General features: G+C 68.5%; 20 protein-coding genes and 4 pseudogenes. 12 read left to right on the forward strand and 12 right to left on the reverse strand.

Features of this window, described 5'->3' with window-relative positions:
- Positions 1-200 precede the first annotated feature (200 nt).
- Positions 201-1889 carry a Na+/H+ antiporter gene (locus ABT369_RS54085; RefSeq protein ID WP_350625890.1) on the forward strand — a complete coding sequence of 563 codons (1689 nt, stop codon included), beginning with the start codon at positions 201-203 and terminating at the stop codon, positions 1887-1889.
- On the opposite strand, the gene ABT369_RS54090 is transcribed toward ABT369_RS54085, so the two are convergent.
- Entirely contained in the window at positions 1850-2545 is a 696-nt protein-coding gene (locus ABT369_RS54090) for a hypothetical protein (protein ID WP_350625892.1), read from the reverse strand. The genes ABT369_RS54085 and ABT369_RS54090 overlap by 40 nt on opposite strands.
- A gap of 314 nt (positions 2546-2859) precedes the next feature.
- On the opposite strand from ABT369_RS54090, the gene ABT369_RS54095 reads away from it, so the two are divergent.
- Entirely contained in the window at positions 2860-3072 is a 213-nt protein-coding gene (locus ABT369_RS54095; protein ID WP_350625894.1) for a hypothetical protein, read from the forward strand.
- A gap of 91 nt (positions 3073-3163) precedes the next feature.
- Here ABT369_RS54095 and ABT369_RS54100 read toward each other — a convergent pair whose 3' ends face one another.
- Positions 3164-3664 carry an inorganic diphosphatase gene (locus ABT369_RS54100; protein ID WP_350625896.1) on the reverse strand — a complete coding sequence of 167 codons (501 nt, stop codon included), beginning with the start codon at positions 3662-3664 and terminating at the stop codon, positions 3164-3166.
- Between the two features lie 90 nt (positions 3665-3754).
- Between ABT369_RS54100 and ABT369_RS54105 the strand changes: the two genes are divergently transcribed.
- The 6 genes from ABT369_RS54105 (at position 3755) to ABT369_RS54130 (ending at position 10887) form a co-directional block, all read left to right on the forward strand.
- On the forward strand, positions 3755-3934 hold the full coding sequence (locus tag ABT369_RS54105) for a hypothetical protein (RefSeq protein ID WP_350625898.1): 180 nt from the start codon (positions 3755-3757) through the stop codon (positions 3932-3934).
- A 271-nt stretch (positions 3935-4205) separates the two neighbouring features.
- Positions 4206-5714, forward strand: a complete 1509-nt coding sequence (locus ABT369_RS54110; protein ID WP_350625900.1) for a GAF domain-containing sensor histidine kinase — start codon at positions 4206-4208, stop codon at positions 5712-5714.
- A gap of 301 nt (positions 5715-6015) precedes the next feature.
- Positions 6016-6429, forward strand: a complete 414-nt coding sequence (locus ABT369_RS54115) for a sigma factor (protein ID WP_350625902.1) — start codon at positions 6016-6018, stop codon at positions 6427-6429.
- Between the two features lie 273 nt (positions 6430-6702).
- Positions 6703-7353, forward strand: a complete 651-nt coding sequence (locus ABT369_RS54120) for a GAF and ANTAR domain-containing protein (RefSeq protein WP_502891950.1) — start codon at positions 6703-6705, stop codon at positions 7351-7353.
- A gap of 51 nt (positions 7354-7404) precedes the next feature.
- Positions 7405-8133: a GAF and ANTAR domain-containing protein gene (locus tag ABT369_RS54125; RefSeq protein WP_350625906.1), complete on the forward strand. Its 729-nt coding sequence runs from the start codon at positions 7405-7407 to the stop codon at positions 8131-8133.
- A gap of 324 nt (positions 8134-8457) precedes the next feature.
- Positions 8458-10887 carry a winged helix-turn-helix domain-containing protein gene (locus ABT369_RS54130; RefSeq protein ID WP_350625908.1) on the forward strand — a complete coding sequence of 810 codons (2430 nt, stop codon included), beginning with the start codon at positions 8458-8460 and terminating at the stop codon, positions 10885-10887.
- Positions 10888-11288: 401 nt separating this feature from the next.
- On the opposite strand, the gene ABT369_RS54135 is transcribed toward ABT369_RS54130, so the two are convergent.
- Together ABT369_RS54135 and ABT369_RS54140 are read right to left on the reverse strand one after the other, a co-directional pair.
- Positions 11289-11537, reverse strand: a complete 249-nt coding sequence (locus ABT369_RS54135; protein WP_350625910.1) for a transposase — start codon at positions 11535-11537, stop codon at positions 11289-11291.
- Complete coding sequence (locus tag ABT369_RS54140; RefSeq protein WP_350625912.1) at positions 11500-11823, reverse strand: transposase family protein; 324 nt, start codon at positions 11821-11823, stop codon at positions 11500-11502. The genes ABT369_RS54135 and ABT369_RS54140 overlap by 38 nt, the downstream gene beginning before the upstream one ends.
- Positions 11824-11935: 112 nt before the next feature.
- Between ABT369_RS54140 and ABT369_RS54145 the strand changes: the two genes are divergently transcribed.
- The gene (locus tag ABT369_RS54145) at positions 11936-12352 is read left to right on the forward strand and encodes a hypothetical protein (RefSeq protein WP_350625914.1); all 417 of its coding nucleotides are present in this window, start codon (positions 11936-11938) and stop codon (positions 12350-12352) included.
- Positions 12353-12638: 286 nt separating this feature from the next.
- Here ABT369_RS54145 and ABT369_RS54150 read toward each other — a convergent pair whose 3' ends face one another.
- The 6 genes and pseudogenes from ABT369_RS54150 to ABT369_RS54175 form a co-directional block, all read right to left on the reverse strand.
- Positions 12639-13013 (reverse strand): hypothetical protein, encoded by a 375-nt coding sequence (locus ABT369_RS54150; protein WP_350625916.1) that lies wholly within the window; start codon positions 13011-13013, stop codon positions 12639-12641.
- A gap of 210 nt (positions 13014-13223) precedes the next feature.
- Positions 13224-14306 (reverse strand): SRPBCC family protein, encoded by a 1083-nt coding sequence (locus ABT369_RS54155; RefSeq protein ID WP_350625918.1) that lies wholly within the window; start codon positions 14304-14306, stop codon positions 13224-13226.
- Between the two features lie 6 nt (positions 14307-14312).
- Positions 14313-14864, reverse strand: coding sequence for a hypothetical protein (locus ABT369_RS54160; protein ID WP_350625920.1), 552 nt, complete (start codon positions 14862-14864; stop codon positions 14313-14315).
- Between the two features lie 231 nt (positions 14865-15095).
- Positions 15096-15740, reverse strand: a pseudogene (locus ABT369_RS54165) (IS5 family transposase); the annotation flags it as partial.
- A gap of 43 nt (positions 15741-15783) precedes the next feature.
- Positions 15784-16113 carry an integrase core domain-containing protein gene (locus ABT369_RS54170; RefSeq protein ID WP_502891948.1) on the reverse strand — a complete coding sequence of 110 codons (330 nt, stop codon included), beginning with the start codon at positions 16111-16113 and terminating at the stop codon, positions 15784-15786.
- A pseudogene (locus ABT369_RS54175) lies at positions 16091-16447 on the reverse strand (IS30 family transposase); the annotation flags it as partial. The gene ABT369_RS54170 and the pseudogene ABT369_RS54175, both read right to left, overlap by 23 nt.
- 283 nt (positions 16448-16730) lie before the next feature.
- On the opposite strand from ABT369_RS54175, the pseudogene ABT369_RS58110 reads away from it, so the two are divergent.
- Positions 16731-16934: pseudogene (locus tag ABT369_RS58110) on the forward strand (transposase); the annotation flags it as partial.
- 524 nt (positions 16935-17458) lie between these two features.
- On the opposite strand, the gene mgtA reads toward ABT369_RS58110, so the two are convergent.
- Positions 17459-20095: a magnesium-translocating P-type ATPase gene (mgtA, locus tag ABT369_RS54185; protein WP_350625926.1), complete on the reverse strand. Its 2637-nt coding sequence runs from the start codon at positions 20093-20095 to the stop codon at positions 17459-17461.
- A 404-nt stretch (positions 20096-20499) separates the two neighbouring features.
- On the opposite strand from mgtA, the gene ABT369_RS54190 reads away from it, so the two are divergent.
- Positions 20500-21294: a slipin family protein gene (locus tag ABT369_RS54190; RefSeq protein WP_502891951.1), complete on the forward strand. Its 795-nt coding sequence runs from the start codon at positions 20500-20502 to the stop codon at positions 21292-21294.
- 17 nt (positions 21295-21311) lie between these two features.
- On the opposite strand, the pseudogene ABT369_RS54195 reads toward ABT369_RS54190, so the two are convergent.
- Positions 21312-21572: pseudogene (locus ABT369_RS54195) on the reverse strand (SPFH domain-containing protein); the annotation flags it as partial.
- 993 nt (positions 21573-22565) lie between these two features.
- Here ABT369_RS54195 and ABT369_RS54200 point away from each other — a divergent pair.
- Positions 22566-23255, forward strand: coding sequence for a BON domain-containing protein (locus ABT369_RS54200; protein ID WP_350625930.1), 690 nt, complete (start codon positions 22566-22568; stop codon positions 23253-23255).
- Positions 23256-23535: the final 280 nt, after the last annotated feature.

Consider the following 23535-nt stretch of genomic DNA (forward strand, 5'->3'; position numbering starts at 1 on the left):
CTTCCGTCCCGGCCCCCACGTCCCCTGCGCGGACGGATATGTGTGCCGCCTCGCAGCGAGATCGCGAGGCGTGCGGGGAGGAGTAGGCATCGATGGTGCCTCTCCGGGCCGTCAGCGGGTGTGTCGCGGCGCCTCGGCGGTCACCGTGGTAAGGCCGCCATCTCGCCTCTTCGCAGGTCAGGTCCGGGAGAATGGACGCCATGAGCGTCGAGTCGACGTTGCTTTTCGTGCTTGCCGCCGTCACTGTGGTCGTATTGGTGCGGTGGGTCGCAAACCGGACCGGCTTGCCGGCTGCGGCGCTTCTGTCGATCATCGGCATCGGCTACGCCATATTGCCAGGACCCGGTGTCGTCCTGGCCCCCGACATGATCATGGCGTTCGTCCTGCCACCGCTGCTGTACAGCGCCGCCTTGGACTCGTCGCTGCTCGCGATCCGCCGCAACCTACATACCGTCGTGAGCCTGTCGGTGCTGTTGGTCTTCCTCAACGCGGTGATGATCGGCACCGGCTTCCAATGGTTCGTCCCGGGAGCGACCCTGGCCACCGGTATTGCGGTCGGCGCGGCGGTCGCACCGCCCGATCCGGTGGCCGCGCTCGCGGTCGGGCGCAAGGTTGGCCTACCACCCAGAGTCCTCACGCTCATCCAGGGCGAGGGGTTGCTCAACGACGCCACGGCGCTCACGATCCTCAATGTGGCCGTCGCCGCGGCCACCGGTGGCGGTTTCTCGGCACCGTCCGCGCTCGGTCAGTTCTTGATCGCTGCGGCGGGTGGCGTCGTGGCCGGAGCGTTGGTCGCCTACGGTGTCCGGCTGTTGACGCGACCTCTGGGCAGCGACCCGTTGATGGCGAACGCCGTCTCCCTGGCCACCCCGTTCGGGGCCTACCTGCTCGGCGAAACGGCTCATGTCTCGGGTGTGCTCGCGGTGGTCGTCGCGGGGCTGATTGTCGGGCACCACCGGCCACGGTCGGCCTCGGGCGCGAGCCGGCTGCAGACGAGCGCGGTCTGGCGGCTGGTCGACTTCCTGCTCGAAGGCTTCGTGTTCCTGCTGATAGGGCAGCAGCTGCCCGGGGCCGTGCGCGGACTTGTGGGGTACGACCCGGCCACGATTGTCATCGCGGTTACGATCACTGTCGGTGTGGTGTTGGTGCTGCGCCCGGTGTGGCTGGTGCTGACCCAGTCGCTGCCCCGATCGCTGCGTGTCTGGCTGGGTGGCCAGACTCACGACCACGACCGTGCTGGGGCTGACAAGACGCGGGCGGCTCCGTCACACGATCGCGTATCCCAGCGGCTCGCGGGTCGCGACGTCATAGTCCTCAGTTGGTCCGGCACCCGAGGCGTGATCAGCCTCGCGGCGATCTCCACCCTGCCGTTGGTCACCGCCAACGGCGCTCCGTTCCCGAACCGCGATCTGCTGCTGTTCTGCACGTTCGTCGTCGTACTGGTCACACTGGTGGGTCAAGGTCTCACCTTCGCACCGCTTGTCCGGGCGCTCGGCGTGCGCGCCGACGAGGTCGACCAGGCGCGGCTACGCAACGAGGCACGCTCGGCCGCTGTCGAGGCCGCCCTGGCCAGGCTCGACGAACTGGCGGCGCAACCGCACGACGACGTCGAGACCCACTCGATCGAGACGATGCGCGGGCAACTCCGCGGCCAGTTGACCCATTATCAGGATCGACGAGATCAGCTCAGCAGCACCGACCTGGTGCACGTGCCGGCGTCGCCGCGACACGAGGCCGCGTTGTACGTCCGCCGGGAGGTCATCGATGCCCAACGGGAGGAACTACTGCAGTGGCGTGACGCCGGCAGACTGCCGGATGAGGGCCTCCGCGCGCTGGAACGGGAACTCGATCACGAGGAAGGGCAGCTGCCCACGAGGCCATCGCGCTGAGTCCGGCGCGCAGGTCCAGCGGCCATGACGTTGACCCACAGGACCACGGATCGCTTGAGGACATCACGCTCGGCTCGGCCGTCGCCGCGGCGGCCGGCCCCGACGAGGACGACGACCTCGCCGACCTGCTCGGCGAGGTCGACCTGCCCACCGGCCCGTCCGTCGACGGGACCGTGATCACCCTGCATCCCCGGCGGCCCGTGCTGCCGGAGGACACCAGACCGCTGCCGTCCGTGGCGATCTATGACCAGCTGCTCAAACGCACCAGGAAAGGCACCGCATGAGCCCCGCAGCCACGGCCGCACCCGCCCAGAACCGCGCCCAGCCCGCCGGGCCGCAGCCGTCCAGATCGAGAAGCCAGCGGCCGTCGGCCACCGGCGACGCCGGATCGAACCGCTGCCGGGCCTGCTCGACGCTGACCCCCGCAGCCGCGCGACGTCGTCCCACGAGCAGTCGCCCTCGGCCAGCAACTCACCGACCAGCTCCGGCAGACAACGCCGCGCCTGATCGATCAAGCTCGCGACCATATGCACCATCACCCGGTCATCGCCCGTCCACAGGCCACGGCGCGCCGCCAACGCCGTTAACGCGGCATCCACCACGCCACACGTGACCTCATCGCCGCTGACCGGCCCCACCGGCTCGAACCGCTCCACACCCAACCAACGAGCCAACCCGAAGCGCCGACACCCCACCATCACCTGCCAGACAGCGCCGGGCCGGTCCGCGCTTCAACTGTCGGAAAGGAGCCCGGACCGGCCCGCCCTGCGCTGATGCTACGACCCCAACCGACCACACCACCGCCGCCGCGCCCGAACCAGCTGGAGCCAAACAACTTCGCATCGCCGAACTCTCCCACGACCGGCGCTGGACCGACGAGCCCGGGCTCGGCGACTGGTGGGGGCGCGCGCTGTGGGGCCTGGGCACGGCAGCGGCCCGCAGCCCGGCACCCTGGATCCGCATCGAGGCGTTGACGGCGTTCACCGTCGCCGCGAGCCGCCGGTCCACCGCACTGCGCGCCATGACCTTCGCGGGCCTCGGCGCGATGTGGGATCCCAGCACCGGCGGCGGATACGACAGCCTGGCCCCACACGGACCCAACCTCAACCAGGGCGCCGAATCCACCCTGGCCTTCATCAGTACCCTGCAACACGCCCGGTTGCCGAACCCGCCGGCGGTGTGACGCAACACTCTCGACACGCCAAGGTCTGCCGTCCGATGACGGGCGGGCCTGGCCAGGTGCCGTACTTCGACGAACATCGGCCGCATCCTGCTCACCCGGCAGGCAGCGATGGGCGGGCGCGTTCCTGCGAGCGTTTGATTTCCGCCTCGGCTTCCGCCCGGTCGGCCCAGGTCCGGCGTTCGACGTCGATGCTCTTGCCCGGCTCAAGGTCCTTGTAGATCTGGAAGAAGTGTTCGATCTCCAGCTTGTAGAAGTGTTCCAGATCCGTGATGTCGCCCAGGTGCCCGAGGCGAGGGTCAGCCGTGGGCACGCACAGCACCTTCGGGTCGGGTCCCTTCTCGTCGCGCATACGGAACATGCCAATGGCCCGGCAACGGATGAGGCAGCCGGGAAAGGTCGGTTCCTGCACCATGACCAGTGCGTCGAGCGGGTCGGTGTCCTCGCCGAGCGTGTGTTCGATGAAACCGTAGTCGGCCGGGTACTGGGTCGCGGTGAAGAGGGTACGGTCCAGCCGGATCCGACCGGTCCGGCGATCCATCTCGTACTTGTTGCGCGTTCCCTTGGGGATCTCGATAGTGACGTCGAACTCCATGGCCGATGCTCCGCCCTTCGGACGACATCACGGGGATTTCACTTGCGCTGACTCAAGCCGACCGAACTCCCACCGCACGGGAGACCTCTGGTGCAAAGCTACACGGCTGAAGTGGCACGTGGGCTCGTCCGCAAACCGCTCTTCGCGTCGATCTATCGCAAGACGGCAGTGCGGCGCGACGCCGTACCCGCTGCACAAGCCCTCGGGATTCTCTCGGCCGGCGAGGTTCCACCGGACCCGCCGCCGATCGGCGCCCAACGCGGCTCGTGACTTCGGTCTGGCAGCCAGAGCCGCGACGTCGGCATCAGATTCCAGGACCTGGCGACAGTTGGCCAACCACGCCGGAGATCGGCCTGTTCAAGCCGGACAAGATGCGCACCACACGCTACCGCTACCGGGGAACAGCCATCCCCACGCCGTGGGCTGCCATGGGGTCGGGCCGGTCGACCGGCGGGATGGTCACCCGGTGTCTCACCCCGGTGGTCACCGGTGACCGGCATAGTGTGGGCGCCGATGCGTCTGGTCGGCGAAGGGGCCGCTGATGGAGGCATACCAGGAGGCGGACTTCCTTGCCGTGCTGAGCCGTCTCATCATGTGCGCGGACGATGTGCGCTCGGTGCTGCCGGAGGTTTCGCGCCGCCTGGCGCTGCAACTGCGGGTGCCGTTCGCTGCGATCGAGTTCGACAGCGTCCCAGGCGACGAGCGCCGGGTTGCGTTGCCACTGCGGTATCGCTCGCAGCCCGGCACCCTCCTCGTCCCCGCCGATCTGCCCGAGGCGACCCTGCAGCGCCTCCGCGAACGCGTGGTGCCCCAGCTGGAGACGCTGCTGGCAGTCGCGACCGAATACAAGGCGATGGCCGAGTCCCTGCGGACGAGCCGGGACCAAGTGCACGACCTCGCGACGGAACAGGCGGGTCTGCGGCGGGTGGCGGTGCTCGTCGCGTCCGGTGCTCCCCCGGCCGATGTGCTCGCCGGGATCGTCGCCGAGGCCGCCACGCTGCTGGACGCGGACGCCACCAGGCTGATGCGCTATACGTCCGCCGGCACCGTCACCGTCTTCGCCGGGTACGGCACGCCCGGCACCGAGACTTGGCTGGGTCGGCGATTCCACATGGACGGCGACGTCACGGAGCCGGTGCTGCGAGCCTCCCGCCCGGCCAGGGTGGACAGCTACGACGGTTGTCCCGGTGCCTTCGCCGACCTCGCGCGCCGCGAAGGCTTCACCTCGTCGGTCGCCGCACCGATCACGGTGGGTGGCCGCCCGTGGGGCTCCCTCGTGGTGCTGTGGTCCCGCCGGGAGCCACCGCCACCCGGCGCCGAGGAGCGGCTGGCACAGTTCGCCAAGGGCGTGGCCACCGCGATGGCGAACGTCGAGAGCAACGCGTCACGTGCCCGGATCGTCCGTGGCGTCGAGGAGGACCGCCGTCGCTTCGAACACGACGTCCACGACGTCGTCCAGCAGCGTCTGGTGTCGCTCGGCCTGGAACTTCGTGCGGCGGAGGCGATCGTGCCGGACGAACTCGACGAGCTCAAGGCGCGGCTCTCCCGCACGATCGACGGCCTGACAAACCTCTTCACGGTCCTGGAAGAGATCACACGCGGCATCCACCCGGCCCTCCTCACCCAGGCCGGGCTCATGCCTGCGCTCAAGGCGCTCGCGCGACGCTCGGCCGTCCCAGTCACGATCAGCCCTGGTCCCGAGCGCCAGCTGCCCCGCAGCGTCGAGGTGGCCGCGTACGACGCCGTATGCGAGGTGCTCACGAACGCGGCCAAGGACGCGCACTCTCTCTCGATCAATGTCGATGTCGACACCACCGTCAACCGGGCGACCGGGCGCGAGTTCCTCGTGGTCTCGGTCCGCGACGATGGTGTCGGGGAAGCCGATTTGTCCCTCGGCACGGAGCTCGTCGGCCTCACCGACTGGGTGGAGGCACACGGCGGACGCCTGGAGATCTCACGTCCGGCAGGTCGGGCGACGTCACTGTGCATCATCTTCCCGACCGACATCGACTCCGGGCGGTTTGACGCTTCGCCGCCAGATGTCGATTGAGTGAGTGGTCGCAGCGATGCACCAAGGGCGATGCGCTGGAGCAGCGGACGACGGCCTCGTCTGGAGCCGCCCGCCGATGCCATTTCAGCAGCAGCACCCGGTGATCGTTATGTGCAAGACCAGCGCCGCAGCCGCGGGAACCGTTGTCAGGCGTACCGGGTCGGTTTCCGATGATGAACCCCGAAAGAGGGCTGGTGCATCGCTCATGCGCTGTCGAACCCCTCAGTGGCCTACCATTGGCGCGTCTCGACCGCTCCGGACCCCGGCGGTGCCCTCGCTGCTGGCATCGTTGGGAGCTCCGATGACAACACCGCAGGTGGACCCGTCCATCGTTTCGACGTCATACAACAGTCTCGTCCGGGAGATCGCAGGCGGGGACCCGGCTGCCCTTGCCCATCTCCACCGTCTCCTGGTCCGCCGGATCTTCGTCCACGTTCGCGCCGGCCTGGGCGACACTGCCGCCGCTGTGTCGATCGTCCGTGCGGTCTTCGTCGAAGTGTGGCGACTCGCACCGGCGTCGAGGTTGTGGCACGACGATGCACACGCATGGCTGCTCACGATCGCCAATCGGCGGGTTGCCGATCATCTGCGGGCACAAGGACTTCCGTTCCCGCCGGCGATGGGCTACGACGAGCACATCAGCCAGGAGTTGAACGCCCTGCTCCGGCACGGGCGGGCCGCGTACCGCGAGGGACACCGGCGATCGGGCAGCTGATGATCCTGGCCCGCCGTCATGTCACCTGCCTGCGCTGCCCGCATTGTCTTGACGCACAGCTGGGGAGTAGCGTCAGCGCACGACGCCGATCCCGGCGCTTGACTGCCCTGGCCGGCAGTGCCGGTCTGCGGAGGGGTGCGGTCATGAGCTGGCGCCAAGACCAACGTGTTGCCGGCAGTTGTGACCCGTTGCCCTGGGCTGTCGTAATCGGCACGGCCGATGCTCATCCGTCAAGTGCCCCGCCGTGTCTTCGACGCCTGGCTGTCACGCAAGATGGCCGGCGTGGTTGAGCTGTTGGAGCGTGTTTGCGTCGACGTCGTGCAGGCGCTGTCTGCCTCGGGAGCCGGGGTGAGCGTGATGGCCAGCGACGGCGTGCACGGCATGGCCGCAGCGTCGGACTCGAGCACCGCACGGATCGAGGAGCTGCAGTTCACCCTCGGCGAAGGCCCTTGCATCGATGCCTTTGCGTCCGGTCGGCCCGTTCTGGTGAGCGATCTGGCAGATGGAGCGACGAGTCGATGGCCGCTGTACACCCCCGCGGTCCGCGACGCCGGGGTCCGGGCAGTGTTCGCGTTTCCGTTGCAGATCGGTGCGGCCCGCCTCGGCGTCCTGGACGTTTTCCGCACTCGCCCTGGCTCGTTGTCCCGAGCGGAACTGGGTCAGGCGTTCGCGTTCGCCGACCTGATGGTCATGACGCTGCTGGACGGTCAGGAACGGGCCGGCGTCGGCGAGTTCGACGAGGTGTTCGAGCACGGCGCCGAGCTGTTCCAGGCCCAGGGAATGGTCATGGTCCAGTTGGGCATACCCCTCACCGATGCCCTGGTGTGGATCCGGGCCCACGCCTATGCCAGCAACCGGCCGTTGAGCGAGGTGGCCGCGGACATCGTCGCCCGCCGGCTGCGGTTCGACAGCGACCACGCATGACCACCGCAAGGACCACCGCGACGACGATTGTAGGAAGGCCGGGAAGCCGTCATGACTACCGTATCCGAGCAACGCCTGGCGCGGATCTTCGTCGAGGTCGCCGACACCCTCGTCGACGAGTTCGACCTGATCGAGTTCCTGCAGATGCTCGCCGACCGCGCCGCCGGGCTTATCGACACCGCCACCGTAGGGCTGCTGCTGGCCGACGAGCAGAACCGGCTGCGGTTCATGGCCGCCTCGGACGAGACCACCAAGCTGTTGGAGCTGTTCCAGCTGCAGTGGCAGGACGGCCCCTGCCTGGACGCGTTCCGCACCGCCGAGCCGGTCGTCAATGCCGATCTGCGCACCGCAAGCGCCCGCTGGCCGCGGTTCGCGCCCTACGCCACGGCCGCCGGGTTCCGCTCAGTGCATGCGTTCCCGCTGCGGCTGCGCAACGAGGTGATCGGCGCGATGGGCGTCTTCGGCACCGGCAGCACCGCCTTCGATGATGCCGACGTGCAGATCGTGCAGGCCCTGGCCGACGTCGCCGCGATCGGCCTGCTGCAGGAACGGACGATCCGCCGCGGTGAGGTCCTCACCGAACAACTCCAAGGGGCGTTGAACAGCCGGATCGTCATCGAGCAGGCCAAGGGTGCCATCGCCCAGTCGTATCACATCTCCGTCGATGCGGCCTTCGAACTGATCCGGGCCTACGCCCGGCGGACCAACCGGCGGCTCAGCGAGGTCGCCCGCCTCGTGGTCACCGACCTGAGCAGCCTGCCGGACCTCACCACTGCCTGACGCACTGCCACAGCATCTCCTCAGTACAGCCTGTCCGCCGGCCGGTCCTCGCATCGGACTCCAGGGAGCATCGCACGCTGCAATGCCTGCTTCACCACGGGCGGGAGCTCACATGGCCATGGATCGAACCTCATGACCGTTGGACGAACCGGACGCCATCCAGTACCTGGAGCAGGGCCGCATCCGAGGGACCTAATAGAAGCTGCGCGGCTGGTTTGTCTGCTGGGCTGGAAACGGCCGACCGGATTGCGATATCGTCGGGCGTCACCTCGGACCCCGGTGGCGAATTCTGTAGGTCAAGGATTCGACGTCACCCAGAGGGTAATGATGGTCGGCTATGTATCCTCACCTGAGATCGTCGGTGGTCGGGCCGTCGCGTCACGGCATCTGCGCCGGACCCGGCTGCACGCGGCATTCGCCGCGGCTGACCGGCAGTCGATCACGACGGTCTATGCTCCGGCCGGTGCGGGCAAGACGGATCTCGTCGTGGACTGGATCGAGGCGGTCGGCGCGTTGTCCCGGTCAGTGTTCGTGGACCTCGCCGCGTGCGCTACCGTCCGATGGTGGCAGGCGCCGCTGCGCTCCCCTTCGTGGTGGCCGTCGTGGGCGGTCAACGCGGCCGAGCTGGCCCAGGCGCTGCATGAGGGCATTCCGGCGCACATCGGCGGCCAGGTGATCGTGGTGTTGGACGGCACCGAGGCGGTTGCCGGCACCGGCTTCCTGCCACAGGTCCATCAGTTTGCCACCAGTGAGGATCGCCTGCACGTCGTGCTGCTGGGCAGGCACGCCCCGCCGGACGGATCCCCGCAACGCCTGGCTCAATCCCAGATCAACGCGCTCCGCGGGCGTGACCTGGCCTTCACCGCCGCCGAAACGGCTACCCTCTGCGTTCAGCGAGGGCTTGACCTGACCACGGCCGTCAGCAGGCGCCTGTACGCCGCCACCGAGGGATGGGCTGCGGGGCTCGCGGTCGCGACCGCGATGCTGAACGGGGAACCGCATGAGCCGGAAAGCGTCCTGGAACAGCTGCTGCGCACCGGCGCGGGGCTGTCGGAGTACGTGATGCGGGACGTGTTGGGCAGGCACCCGGCCGACCTCCGCCAAGCCGTACGCGACTCCAGCGTGGTCGAATCCGTCTGCCCGGACCTGTTCGCCGCGCTCACCGGCCGCACCGACGCCGCAGACGTCCTGGCCGACCTCGCCCGCGACGATATGTTCGCCACCCGCCTTGACAACACGTCCGCCTGGTACCGCTACCACCGGCTCTGGCGCACCGCCCTCTACACCACACTCACCGAGGACGACCCCGCCCGCACGCACCGACTGCATGCCACCGCCGCCGACTGGTACACCGCACACCTCCAGCCCGCCGAAGGACTGCGTCACGCACTGGCCGCGGCCGACCGGTCATCGGCCATCAGGATCATGCAGCAGCACGGCGAGCAGATCCGCGAGGCCACCCCACAGGCGGCTGTCACCGCCGCAACTCCGGGCCTCTGGGCATCACTCACCAACGATGCACCACTCGCCCGCGCCTTCGCCGCGCACCGCAGCGTCAGCAACGACACCGCAGGCCCGCCATCCACGGTCCGGCACTCGACGACCGCCGTCCGGCGGAAGGCAGCAGGACCGGCTGACCTGATCCAGCACTCGGCGCAACCCATCTGGCATGCATTGCGCCGAGGGGACTACGAAGCTGCGCGGGCAGCGCTTGATTCCGACGGGTCGGCCACCGGACGCAGCCCGTTGCGACGAAGCACGATGCTGCGCCTGCACGCCGTCACCGCCCGGATGACCGGCCGGCTACGCGACGCGGTCCGCCACGCCGACGCCCTCGGCGAGGACGTTCGCGCGAACGGCCTCGTGGGCTCCCACGACGGCGGCTGGGCGCGGCTGATCCTTGCCGAAGTGGCCGTCCAACGTGGCACACCCGAAGCGGCCGTGCAGCACCTCGACGCGCTCGCAGTCCAACTGTGGCAGTCGGTACCCACGCTCGTCGCCGCCCAGCAGTTCCAGGCCGCGCTGCTCTGCCAGCAACGCCACGACTACGCCGCCGCGTTGGATGTCGTCCAACGACTCATCGTTGACGGCGACGACGCCTTGCTGGTCCCGCAATGGGCCGCACGAGTGCTACGGATCGAGCTCCTCGTCGCCACCGGCCAGCTCTACGACGCCCACCGGCATTGGCGTGCCGACGCAGCCGCCGTCCCCGCGTCGACCGCAGCGATCACCACCGCGAAACTCGTGCTCGCCCGCCAACCGCAGGCCCGCCTCGACCAACTGCTGCGGCCCCTGCTCCACGACCCACGCCTCTCGCTGTTCCACCAGGTCGAGCACCGCCTGCTCATGGCGCACCAGGCGACCACCACCGGCGACCCGCAGCACGGCACGCACCTGCTGCGCCAGGCCATGGTCCTCGCCGACCTGGAACAGCTACGGCACCCGTTCCATGCCAACCACCACGTACTCGCCCCGACCCTCAACCATCTCCCCTCGACGGCCATCACCCCACCGGCGGGCGGTCCGTTGAGCCCAAGTGAGTTCTCGGTCATGCGACACCTGGCCGGACACCGAACCGTCCACGAGATCGCCGCCGAGCTGCACCTCTCCCCGAACACGGTGAAGACCCACGTCGCGTCGATATACCGCAAGCTGGCGGTCCACACCCGGCGCGACGCCATACACGCCGCGCTCGCCCTCGACATCCTCCCCACCGGCCACATTCCACCGAATCCCATGCCGACCGGCACCTGACGAGGCTGCCGATGAACACGGCCGCCTTGAGCGGGAGCGGTCTTCGTCGTAGGTGACGTCGCGAACCCAGTGGGTCTTGTTCTCGATGGACCAGTGTCCGCGGATCCAGTCGGCCAGGTGCATCGGTTTCGCCTGGTGCGCTTGGAGATCGGTGATCGCGTAGACGGTCTGGGTGGTGAAGCGCTTCGGCTCGTCGAGACGGCGCCGGCGGCGCCGGATCTGCATCGCCTGCGCGGCGTGGGGAAGTCGATGCCGGTGGAGACGGACAGGATCTTCAGGGTGCGGATCTCGCGGCGGCCGTGTCGGCGGGCGGAGTCGCGGTCGGCGTCGGGCACGAGCCGCCAGGGCAGGCCGGCCAGTTGCTGGTACAGGCTGGGCTGGTCGCCTTTGACGGTCAGGATTCAGTGGGCGCCGCGCCCGGCGAGGTAGGCGACGTGGTCACGCTGGCAGTGCAGCGCGTCGGCGGTCACCACGATGCCGCGCAGGTCGTTGACGTGGTCCAGCAGGGCGGCGAAGCGGGTGATCTCGTTGGCCTTGGTGTCGACGTCGATGCTGGCCAGCACGATGCCCGTGTGCTGGTCGGCGGCGGCCAGAACGTGCCGGGCAGGGCTGTCACGGCTGCGTGAGCCACGCAGGGTCTTGTTGTCCACGGCGATCGCTCGCCGGGATCCGGGCGCTGGTGCGGGAGTCCGTGTGGCGAGCCATTTCCCGACCGCGGCGGCGAGCAGATCGGGGGTCGAGGGCCTGCAACCGTCTGCGGATCATCGCCTCGGACGGTCGCCGGTCCGCGTCGATGCCCAGCAGCACCGCCGTGTCGGCGGGCAGGTCCGCGACCCATTCTCCGATCGCGGTGTACGAGCGGTTGCCGGCCACCACCGCGCAGACCGCTGCGGTGACCACGACCGCAAGTTTGATGACGGATGCCCCGGCGAGCACGCGGATCGGGCACCCGCGCCAGGGCCGTGGGCAGCCCGGAAGCCAGTTCCTGCGCGGAGAGTCCGGCCCGTGCGGCCGACAGCGAGACGATCAGCGATGATGCGATGCGGGCATGACTCACTTCGGAAGCGATCAACAAGGCGTAGAGAACCTCGATGATCTTTCGAATCGGTCATGCCCGTCCTACTACCGCCAGCAAAGGCGCGTCTACACCAAGCACCTCAAGTCGGACACCCATCACGACTCTGGCGGGACCCTGCCCCTTCGGGCACGGCTTGGGGTGGTGGCATCACACGTGGAGGACGTCAGCCAGGAGGAGATGGGGCGTCGACCGGCCGCCATGTTCCAGCAGACCGAGGGGGAGGAATCACCGATGAAGTACGTGCTGATGTTCGTCAACGCCCAAGAGTTCACCGCCGACCTGGCTGCCATGGACGAACCGCAGTCGAACCGTTGTGGGCTCATTTGCCAAAACGGCCGGGCAAATAGACAGAAAACCACGTTTGAGGTCGTAGCTCGCGATAGCTAAGATTCTCGTATGGACACCTGCATTGTGCAGGCTGCCACAAAACGAGGGCCGGGATCCCCCCTTCGACACCAACCATTTCCCAATGGCGCATGCCCAGATCGATGTGGGCATGCGCCGCTTGCTTGTCTGGGTAGTAGACCAGACGCAGCCCAAGCTGCTGGTATACGGCGGCCTTGTCCTCAGGTGAGGCCTCCCCCGGCTGCGGTCGCGAGGTCACCCAGTTCGTCGACCAGTCGAGTGACCTGTTCGACGGTCAGCGCGCGGTCCGGCCGCGTGGTTCGGCTACTCAGATCCCGTTCGGCAATGACACGAGCCGCTTGGGCGGTTCTGATCCATCCGGCGACGATCGCCGGATCCGCGCCGCTTCCAGCGCGGCGCGGTACCGTTCCAGCTTCGTGTCGCACTCTTCGATCGCGGCTCGCGCCGCCGCTGCGATCGGGTCCGGCCGGTCGTCGTCGAGTGATGCGGTGGCGAGCGCTCGAATCGTCTGCTCGCGGCCCACCGGGTCAAACGCGGTGGCGAGCCAGGCGTCGAGCGGACCGATCATCACGTCCTCCCGCATGATCACGTTGCGGGGATGGTCGATGATGTTCGCCAGCGCGTACTCCTGAGGGAATCGACACCGGTAGTACGCGACGTCGTGTGAGTGCTGGGCTTGCATCTTGCGCTGGCAGAGCCCGCATGCCGCGGTCGAGGACGCGCTCCAGGATGTCGCCGAGGTTCGCCGGCTGGTGCCCGGGCGCCGCCGCGCGGCTGCCGCCGGAGGCGAGCGCGGAGCCGGAGTACGGGCTATGGCTCATGTCGGGCCACCTCCGAATCGCCCTTGCCCCGGGGGTACCGCCGGATCCGGCGCAGTCCGCTCAGCTCGCCGTCAATCCCTCCTGTCGCGGCCGGAACGGTCTGCGGTGCGCCGCACGGGCTGCTCCTGGCGCCGCCGGGGCCGCTCCCCTGATGCCGGCTCCTCCGCCTCTTCGCCTTCGTCCTGCGGCTCTTCGGCCTCTTCCGCTTCCTTCTCCTCAGGCTCTTCTTCCTCGTCTTCTTCCTCAGGCTTCTCTTCCTCAGGCTTCTCGGGCGCTTCTGGTTCGCGGCCGCCCTGCTCCTTCTCCTGTTCTTCTTCCTCCCGTACTGCGGTCTCGTGGTCCTTCACGACCTCGCCGTCGCGGATCTCACCGCGCCAGCCCTCGATCTCGTCCGGTTTAAGGATCGACTGGGTCATGACGTGCCGCCGGTAGTGCTTGAACTCCAGCCGGGCCCGGCGGCCCTGCGCCCGCCACAGGTTTCCGGTGTGTTCGAACAGTCCCTGCGGGTGGTACTCCATGGCGAGCATGACCCGGGTGAGGTTCGGCCCGATCTCGTGGAAGGTGACCGCGCCGTCGACGTGGCCCTTCGCCCCCTTGGATCGCCAGACGATGTTGTAGTCGGGGATCTGCTGGACGATCGTGGCTTCCCAGGTGCGGTGGGACCAGAAGACCTGGGCCTTCCAGTTGGTCTTCTCGTCCGACTCCTTCTCGACGTTCTCGACTTTCTTCATGAAGCTCGGGAACTGGGAGTACTCCGTCCACTGGTTGTACGCGACCCGCACCGGGACGCCGACGTCCAGCGTCTCCTCGATGTTGGTGAGCTTCAGCTTCTTGGGCTTGCCCTTGCCGCCGCCGCCGAACACGCCCTTGACCTTCTCCTTGAGCCCGGCCCAGCCGCCGGAGATCGCCGCCCGGGCCGGCGACTTGCCCTCGGAGATCTGCTTGGCGCCGGCCGCGGCCGCGCTGAGACCTGGGTTGCCCGAGCCGCTGGCGTACTCGGTCAGGTGCTCCGTCAACGAACCGACCTTCCGGCCGGCCGTCTCGATCGCGCTGCGCCCGGCGGCCTTGGCCAGCTCCTGCAGCTCGTCCTTCACCAGCTGGCCGATCTTCTCGCCGATGCCGCCGACGACCTTGCCGCTCGATTGTCCAGTCATGATGGGCTATCCCTCTCTGCGCCGCCGTACCGGAGGCCGGCCACCGCGCCGCCTGCCCGCCCTCACCAGGTCCTCGCTCTCGTCCTCCTCCTCGCGCTCGTCCTCGTCGGCTCCCTCGTCCTCGTCCTCTTCCTCGTATTCGTCCTCCTCCGGCTCCTCCTCGCGCTCGGCGCGCGGCCGCGCACGACGGGCGCCGCCGGCGCGCCGCCTCCCACGCTCCGGTGCCTCCTCGGCCTCCTCCTCGGGCTCGGGCACGGCCCGTCCCTTCAGCGTCTCGGTGCGCTCACGCAGCCGGTCGCTGATCGAGCCGATCCGGTCGGTCACCGCGGCCCGCGCGGCGTCCTTCGTGGCCGCGACCAGGGGGCCACCCATCTCACCGAGCTTGCCCAGCTCCGGCGTCGCCTTGAGTGCGCGCGCGCCGTGGTCCAGCAGGGAACCGGGCCGGAGCCGGCCGGACGCGGCCGCCGCGGCAAGCAGCAGGCCCCAGCGCAGCTTGCGTTGTCTCCCGAGCAGGTAGCCGATGCCGGCCGCCAGAGCAACCTGAGTCTTGCAGTTCATGGCCTCTCCCTCGGCGTGATGGCCGACCGGCACCTGGCCCGTGCGACGCCCCGACGGCAGTGCGGTCGGCGCGGAGCTGAACTGACCTATGAGGCTCGCAGTACCGGGGAGTACCCCCACCCCCCTGGGCGAAACAGCCATTCACCCGCGACGGGCCGCGCGGCCCGCGGGACGGTGCAACGCCTTCAGGACGAGGCGCTTCGGCAAGGACACCCAGTACCGCACGGCCCCGGCCCGCCGCTCGTGGCCGACGTGGCGCGGCCTGACCCAGGTGCGTTCATCGCCGTGGACATGCCGGCCAGGACCGAGACGGGGAACGCGGATGCCCTGCAGGACCGGCACGAACTGCGGGCTGTCACCACGGTGCCCGGCGGTCAGCAGCAGCAACAACGCCTTACGGCCCTGCTCGCACGCGAGGTGGACCTTCGTGGTCCGCCCGCCCCGTGACCGGCCCAACGCATGATCGTCCGGTTCGGTGTCCACCCCACCAGGCGGCTCCCTCTGCAAGCCACTGTCACGGCGCGCGCCAGCGGCGTGCTGGTGCGCGCGGACGCTCGTGGAATCGACGCTGACGTCCCACCGAATCCGCCCCGCGGCGTCGGCGTGCGCCTGCAACCCGGTCAGCACCATCTGCCAGGTGCCGTCACGCTGCCACCGGCGGAACAACCAGTACAACGTCTGCCACGGCCCATAGTCCGCCGGCACATCACGCCACGGCGCACCAACCCGGATCCGCCACCGGATCCCATCGATCAGCTGCCGCCTACTCCACTTCAGCGGCCTGCCCAGCACCGACACCGCAGGCAGCAACGGCGCAAGCGCCGCCCACTGCGCGTCGGTCAAGTCATGCCGCCTCGTCACCGCTAAGGTGTCCACGAGGCTTGACCCGATTCGACGGACAGGGCCGATGTGTTGATCCTTAAGCTACCTTGAGTGCGGGTAGCGGCGGGACGTTGGTGGCGTCTTCGTAGGCGGTCGGGCTGTGGTAGCCGAGGCTGGAGTCCCGGCGGCGGGTGTTGTACCAGCCTTCGACGTATTCGAAGATGGCCTGGCGGGCGGCGGTGCGGGTGGGCCAGGCCTGCCGGTGGATGAGTTCGGTTTTGATCGTGGCGAAGAACGATTCTGCGACGGCGTTGTCCCAGCATTGGCCGCGCCGGCCAACGGAGAGCCGCACGCCGTGCTGGCGGGCGAGGCGGGCGTGCTGGGCGCTGGTGTACTGACCGGTTTCAACCGATCGTTGCAACACCACTGTCCTGAGTGGACGGTACCAGGTCGTTGATGGCTTCGCCAGGCGTCCTCCACCCGAGTACCTTGCGCGGCCGGCTGTTCAACGTTGCGGCGACCGCCTCGAGTTCACCGGTGTTCCAGCGGGCGAGGTCCGTGCCCTTGGGAAAGTACTGCCGAAGCAGCCCGTTGGTGTTTTCGTTCGTGCCGCGCTGCCACGGACTGTGCGGGTCGGCGAAGTAGACCTGCACGCCGGTGTCGATCGTCAGCTTCGCGTGCTGGGCGAGTTCTTTGCCGCGATCCCAGGTCAGCGTGCGGCGAAACTGCTCGGGCAGGGCGGTGATCGTCGCGGCGATCGCCCCGACCAGGCGTTCTTCCAACTCTGCTACTTGGCTCGTTCACCGGTGGGCAGGCCTACTCTTCCGACCGGGACGCTCTGAACGTCGCCGAACTGCCCGGCTGGACCCAGCTCGATGCGGACCAGCGCGCCTTTGCCGCCGAAGCCGCCGCCTCCTACCTGCGCAAAGGGCCGGCGAACGGTGAGAACCTGCTGGGCACCGGCGAGTTCAACACGAGCGCGTTCGCAGGCGCGAGGGCGCTCGTGCTATTCGCGAAGCTGGGCACGAGGCCCGATTTGAGCGGGCCTTCGCGACCAAGCCGCAGCAGGCCCGGGTGATGCTGGAACGGGCGATCGCGGCGGGGGTGCCGTTCGCCTGATTCCCCGCCGCCGAGCTCTACGGACAGAACCCGGAGCTGCGTGGCTGGCTGGAGGAGCAGGACATCTCGTACGTGATGGCCACCCGATGCGACGCCGAGGTCGCCTCCGGGCTGCACACCATTGTTCGGCGCTCTTCTCAGTACCACCATCGCTGGTGTACTTTGATGCACCCTACGTTCGACGGCATCCGGGCCATCGCCCGCACCGGCAGCTCGACCGCGATCGTGCACTCAAGAGCCGGACACGACATCAGCACCTCGTTACCCGAGACACGGGAAGTGGCCACGCTCCTGCACGGGCGCAGTGCCGTCCTCGACCGCGAGTTCGTCACCCTCGACCCGGCCACCGCAGCGCCTGTTTCGCCCGGCTGCAACGGCGTCTGCACGTCCCGGGTTCCACCACCGATGCTGCTGGCATCGGTCCGGTGCACTACCAGGTGACGTCGGGGCTGGTGGCCGGTACGGCGGCTGGCCGTGACGTCCGCAATGGTGGAAGTCCGATGCGCGGCCGAAGCCGTGGGGCGCACCATGATCGCGGTGGCGGCCGACCCGACCGACACCGTCCGGGCACCGGATGTGCTCGGCGCGCGTCCGCGGTACCGGGTCCCGGGCCGAACGCGATGCCGACCGACTTCGGTGTGAGACAACGAGGGTCACTTCGTTGACACATCGGCAGGCGCCGTCGCGGCCTGATCGGATCCGAGCTCGCGGCGGTGGCCGATGCTGAAGTAGGCGGCACGGCGACGCAGGTGACGGCGCCCGACAGGGAGTGCCGGCAGGCCGGGCGGCGCGGGTGCAACGCCGTAGAACAGCCGCTTGCCAACCTCGACGAGACCGAGGTAGCAGACAACCATGATCGCGAGTGCGGCGAAGAAGCCGCTGGGTAGGGGATGGAAGCCCAGCACATTGGCGAGGGGGGTGGCGGGCAGCAGCGCGCCGACGGTGACCACGCCGAGGGCGGCAAGGGTTAACGGGAGGCTGGGGTGGCTGCGGAAGAACGGGATTTGGCGGGTGCGGATGGCGAAGATGACCAGGGTCTGGGTGGCGAGGGACTCGACGAACCAGCCGGTGCGGAACTGGGCCGGTCCGGAGTGGAACACCCACAGCATGACGGCGAAGGTGGCGAAGTCGAATACGGAGCTGAACGGCCCGAAGTAGAGCATGAAGCGGCGGATGAACCGGATGTCCCAGTGCGACGGGCGGCGTAGCTGTTCTTCGTCGACGTGGTCGGTGGGGATGGCGAGTTGGCTGGTGTCGTAGAGCAGGTTGTTGAGCAGGATCTGGGAGGGCAGCATCGGTAGGAACTTCAGGAACATCGACGCGCCCGCGGCGCTGAACATGTTGCCGAAGTTGCTGGACGTGCCCATCAGGACGTACTTGATGGTGTTGGCGAAGATCCGTCGGCCCTCGGCGACGCCGTCGGCCAAGACGTTGAGGTCTTTCTCCAGCAAGATGACGTCGGCGGCGTCCTTGGCCACGTCGGTGGCGGAGTCGACCGAGATGCCGACATCCGCGGCATGCAGAGCGAGGGCGTCGTTGACCCCGTCGCCGAGGAATGCCACGGCCCGCCCGGTCATGCGTTGGATGCGCACGATGCGAGCCTTGTGCTCGGGGCTCACCCGGGCGAACACCGTCGTGGTCGTGATCGCTGCCGCGAGGTGCGGGTCGTCGAGGCTGTCGATGTCCGTGCCGGTCAGCGCTGTGCCGACGGGCAGGCCGACGTCCTGGCAGACCTTGACGGCCACCGCCGGGTTGTCCCCGGTGACGATCTTCACCGTGATGCCGAGCGCGGCGAGGCGGCCCAGCGCGGCCGCCGCGTCGGGCTTGGGCGGGTCCAGGAAGACCAGCAGGCCGGCCAGCCGCAGGTTGCCTTCGTCGGCCGTGGTGAGTTGGGTGAGGTCGGAAGCGGGGCGGGTGGCGACGGCGACGACCCGGTTGCCGGCCGTGAACTCGGCGGCCAGGGCCGTCGCGGCGGTGTCCGGCACGTTGCCGCAACGCTCCAGGACGGCCTCCGGCGCACCCTTGGTGACCATCGTCTGGGCGCCGTGCTGGTCACGGACGAGGATGGACACCATGCGCCGTTCGTGGTCGAACGGCAGGATCGACAGCCGGGTGTCCCCGGCCACGGCAACGTGCTGGCCCAGCGCGGCCGGCGAGTCCCACAACGCCATGTCGAGGGGATTGCCACCGATCGCGTGGCCGTCCTCGACGACGGATTCGGTGCAGGTCAGGCCCCACCGCAACGGTGCGTCGGGTGAATCCGGGTCGGTGGCGACCGCGCGCATGAAGCTGATCCGCCCCTGGGTCAGGGTGCCGGTCTTGTCGGTGAACAGGGTATCGATGTCGCCGAGGTCCTCGATGCAGACCAGGCGTTTGACCAGGACCTTGCGCCGGGCCATCTGCCGGGACCCGGCGGCCAGGCTCATCGACACCACCGCGGGCAGCAGCTGTGGAGTGATCCCCACCGCGATGGCCAGGGAGAACAGCAGCGCTTCGAGGATCGGCCGGTGCAGCACCACGTTGATGACGAAGATCGAGGTGGTGAGACCGGCGGCGACGTAGACCAGCAGCATCGAGAACCGTCGCAACCCAGCCTGGAACTGCGTCTCGATCGGGTGGCCGCCCAGACCCCCCGCGATGCTCCCGAACCGGGTGCGCGTCCCCGTTGCCGTCACCACCCCACGCCCGCTCCCGGCGTGCACCACGGTGCCCATCAGCGCGCAGCCGGACAGCCCAGCCAGCGGTGTACCGGCCGGCACCGGTGCGGGGTTCTTGTCGACCGGCAGTGACTCGCCGGTCAGCACCGACTCGTCGCACTCCAGCCCGGATGCCTGCAGCAGCCTGATGTCAGCTGGCACCACGTCCCCCAGCTGCAGGTCGACGACATCCCCCGGGACTAGCGTGGTCACTTCCACCGCGACCGGGTGTCCGCCGCGTACGGCCAGCGCCCGATGGCTGATCTTCGAGTGCAGCGCCTCGGCCGCCTTCTCCGCCCGGTACTCGTTGACCAGTCCCAGGCCGACGGACAGCGCCAGGATCACCGCGATGATGATCGCGTCGCTGCGCTCACCGACGAAGTACGACGCCACCGCGGCGACCAGCAACAGCACCAACAGCGGGGAGCGCACCTGGTGCCACAGCACCGGCAGCAGCCGAGCCCGGTGCGTAGAGACCGCATTGCGTCCGTACCGGGCGAGCCGGCGCGTCACCTCCCCGGCCGACAGCCCGTCGTGGTCCACGCCGAGGCCGTGCAGCACCTGCTCGCCGGGCAGCTCCGCGGCCCTGGACACGTCCAACCCGGACTCGAAAAGGTCCGGCGACGGCCCGCCGGCGACCGTCACAATCGCCGACCGTTCAACCCCGGTACGCCCCGCACGCCTTGCTGTCATAACAATCCGAGCCTGCCACGCACGCCCCCGTGCGGATCAGGGCCGGTCGCCCGGCCGGTCGGGACCAACGGGCTGGCAGCGTCCGATGCCAGCTGGCCGAATGAGGCGTTGCACCCCGGGCACCTGATTCGGATCGAACTGGTGACCTTCGACCCCTGTCATCGGTGCTGAGGTCGAGCAACGGTTGACCTTGACAAGGAGCGAAGTCCCCGCTCCTCGGCTTCGAACCGGAACGGAGCAAGTCGATGAGAACGTTGATCATCGTCGTCGTCGTCATCCTGGCCCTGGTCACGTTGGCGTTGGCGGTGCGCATTGTCAAGCAGTACGAACGCGGCGTGCTGTTCCGCCTCGGCCGGGTCATCGGCGCCCGCGAACCCGGACTGCGGCTGCTCATCCCGATCGTCGACCAGCTGCACCGCGTCTCGCTGCGCATCATCACCATGCCGATCCAGTCCCAGGGCATCATCACCCGCGACAATGTCAGCGTCGACGTCTCAGCCGTCGCCTACTTCCGCGTCGTCGACGCGGTCAAGTCGGTCGTCGCCATCGAGAACGTCCAAGCGGCGATCAACCAGATCGCCCAGACCACCCTGCGCAAGGTCGTCGGACAACACACCCTCGACGAGACCCTGTCCGAAACCGACCGCATCAACATCGACATCCGCGAGATCCTTGACGTCACGACCACCGAATGGGGCATCGAGGTGACCCTGGTCGAGCTTAAAGACATCCAACTGCCCGAAACCATGAAACGCGCGATGGCCCGCCAGGCCGAAGCCGAACGCGAGAAGCGCGCGAAGATCATCAACGCCGAAGGGGAATCCCTCGCCGCCGCCGCACTCGGCGACGCCTCCGACACCATGATGGCCCACCCCCTCGCCCTGCAACTGCGCAACCTGCAGAGCCTCGTCGAGATCGGCGTCGACAAGAACACCACCGTCGTGTTCCCCGCACCGCTGATGAGCACCATCGGAGAGCTCGGCTCCTTCCTGACCCGCGAGGCCACCGCCGCCGCGTCACGGACCGTACCGTCCGACATCACCAAACTGACCCCGGTGGTCGCCGCCCCGACCGGAACATCCGAGGCGACGCGGAAGTAGGCGACGGCTGAGACGTCGACGCCGACATTGTCGCGGGTGATGATGCCCTGGGACTGGATCGGCATGGTGATGATGCGCAGCGAGACGCGGTGCAGCTGGTCGACGATCGGGATGAAGCAGCCGCAGCCCGGGCTCGCGGGCGCCGATGACCCGGCCGAGCCGGATGCACGCCCCGCTCGTACTGCTTGACGATCCGGATCGCGAGGGCCAGGACATTCAGGGCTACGACCGCGACGATCACAAGGACGGTGATGAAGGTGTTCATTGACGCGCTCCACTTCGGGTGTTCGCGTCCGGTCCGCGAACTGCGGGCACGGGAGATACGCGGCGCGGTGACCGGCGAACGGGTCGTCCGCCAACGGCTGGCCTGCCGGTCAGCGCGCCGCCGCGACGTCCTGCACGACACGGTGATCGTTCGGTCGCCGCGCCGCGGGCGGACGTGAGGTCTGCCGGACGCGCAGCCGGGAGGATCGATGCTTGACGGTCCTTCCAGGTCTCAACCGTCCGTCGTGTCGGCCGTGCCGGACAGAGGCGAACGTCCCGAGGTCACTGCTCGTCGTGCACGTCGGCCTCCCCGCAGAGCACCACCGGATCAGCGGATCCAGCGTCCGCGCGACGACGTCACCATCGATCTCACCAACGCCATCAACGCCGTCACCGAAGGTCCGTGGGGCGTGCAGGCCCAACGGGTCGACCTCAATGACGTTGTGCTCCGCGAGTACGTCAAACGCGCCATGGCGTGGCAGACCGCTCACGAACGTCGGGACCCTGTCGTCTGCGCCAACCGGCAACGCGAGTGGACCCGACACCGGCTGCATCCACTGCAAGCCGCGAGCGCCGACACCTGCCGGTCGCGGTCGACGGCTCGCAGACTCGCCGCCGGGAGCCACTACAGCCCGTCGTGCGATCCCTGTGGGACTGCTGAACGTCCGATCACGACTGATGATTGCCCGCGGACTTGTCCAGTGCGAGTGGTCCGGCTGACCGGTCATCCCGGTCAACCGTGTGCAGGTGATGCAGCGCCTCCCGGTGCGAATCCACCAGGCTGGTCCCCCACGTACGGCACGCCGCGGCTGACGCAGCACGCGCGCAAACCACCGGTTGGGCACGGCGATCACGCTGCCGGGGTCTGGATCGACCGTTGCCGCCACAATACTCAGGGCCAAATACCTTGCCCGGATGAAGCATCTATATCGCTATGAACTGTGGCGTTTCTCGCGGATCAAAAAGATCTTGGCAATACGGACCAAATTGGCTGGCACCCACTCCGGATGTGGGACATCGTGGGGCTTGTGGCACCGACACCGCACAAGACCGACCAGGAACTGAAGACCGCCGTAATCGAGGAACTACAATACACCCCGAGCGTCGACGCATCCGGCGTTGACGTGCAGGTCAGCGACGGAACGGTGACGCTATCCGGCGAGGTCGCCAGCCTGCCGGAACGGCTCGCGGCGAAACACGCCGCCATCCGGGTCGGCGGCGTCAAGAGTGTCACCAACAAGACCAACGTCCGCGCCCCCACGGCCCAGGCCATCAACGACCAGGACATCGCCCAGGCCGCCCACCAGATCCTTGCATGGGCAGTCGACGTCCCGCCCGACGCGGTCACCGCCCATGTTCGCGACCGCAAGGTCACCCTCTCGGGTGAGGTGACATGGGAGTACCAGCGCAACGCCGCAGCGCGGGCAGTAATGTACCTCAAGGGCGTGACGCAGATCAGCAACGAGATCTCGCTCGAGTCGCAGCCGCCGACCGCCGACACCAAGGCAGCGGTCGAGGCCGCGATGCGACGCAACGCCATGCTGAACCCGCGGTGGATCACGATCGACCTCGACGGATCCGAACTGACGCTGCACGGCAGTGTCGGGTCGTGGTCGGAGGTACGCGAGGCGGAGCGATCCGCCTGGAGTGCCGCCGGCGTGACGAGCGTTCGGAACGAACTGCACATCGCATCCTGACCCGGCGGTGATCAACGGCTGCGAGCGCATCCGCGCCCGCACGCAGCTCTGTTCGCTGTCTCTACGCGATGGTCTCAGCGGCGCGCTGCGGTCCTCTCGGTTCGGGTCCCGTCTTCGGACCCGCCTGCGGCGCGGACGGCACGGTGGCGGGATCGGGTGATCTCCGCCTCGGCGCGGTCGGCCCACTAGTGTGCTGCGCCGGAAATTCGCCTACAAAATCGGGCGAGTGATTCGAGGATCTCTTCGGCGGTCTTGGTCCAGATGAACGGGCGTGGGTTGC

It is taken from the genome of Dactylosporangium sp. NPDC000244 (genome assembly GCF_040300725.1).
Taxonomy (GTDB): domain Bacteria; phylum Actinomycetota; class Actinomycetes; order Mycobacteriales; family Micromonosporaceae; genus Dactylosporangium.

Excerpts from the sequence above, each read along its gene's own strand:
- ABT369_RS54100 (WP_350625896.1), bottom strand. The coding sequence starts at position 3,664 with ATGGAGTTCGACGTCACTATCGAGATCCCCAAGGGAACGCGCAACAAG.
- ABT369_RS54130 (WP_350625908.1), top strand. The coding sequence starts at position 8,458 with ATGATGGTCGGCTATGTATCCTCACCTGAGATCGTCGGTGGTCGGGCC.
- ABT369_RS54085 (WP_350625890.1), top strand. The coding sequence starts at position 201 with ATGAGCGTCGAGTCGACGTTGCTTTTCGTGCTTGCCGCCGTCACTGTG.
- ABT369_RS54155 (WP_350625918.1), bottom strand. The coding sequence starts at position 14,306 with ATGACTGGACAATCGAGCGGCAAGGTCGTCGGCGGCATCGGCGAGAAG.
- ABT369_RS54150 (WP_350625916.1), bottom strand. The coding sequence starts at position 13,013 with ATGCAAGCCCAGCACTCACACGACGTCGCGTACTACCGGTGTCGATTC.
- ABT369_RS54125 (WP_350625906.1), top strand. The coding sequence starts at position 7,405 with ATGACTACCGTATCCGAGCAACGCCTGGCGCGGATCTTCGTCGAGGTC.
- ABT369_RS54115 (WP_350625902.1), top strand. The coding sequence starts at position 6,016 with ATGACAACACCGCAGGTGGACCCGTCCATCGTTTCGACGTCATACAAC.
- ABT369_RS54200 (WP_350625930.1), top strand. The coding sequence starts at position 22,566 with ATGTGGGACATCGTGGGGCTTGTGGCACCGACACCGCACAAGACCGAC.
- ABT369_RS54145 (WP_350625914.1), top strand. The coding sequence starts at position 11,936 with ATGACTCACTTCGGAAGCGATCAACAAGGCGTAGAGAACCTCGATGAT.
- ABT369_RS54160 (WP_350625920.1), bottom strand. The coding sequence starts at position 14,864 with ATGAACTGCAAGACTCAGGTTGCTCTGGCGGCCGGCATCGGCTACCTG.
- ABT369_RS54120 (WP_502891950.1), top strand. The coding sequence starts at position 6,703 with ATGGCCGGCGTGGTTGAGCTGTTGGAGCGTGTTTGCGTCGACGTCGTG.
- ABT369_RS54110 (WP_350625900.1), top strand. The coding sequence starts at position 4,206 with ATGGAGGCATACCAGGAGGCGGACTTCCTTGCCGTGCTGAGCCGTCTC.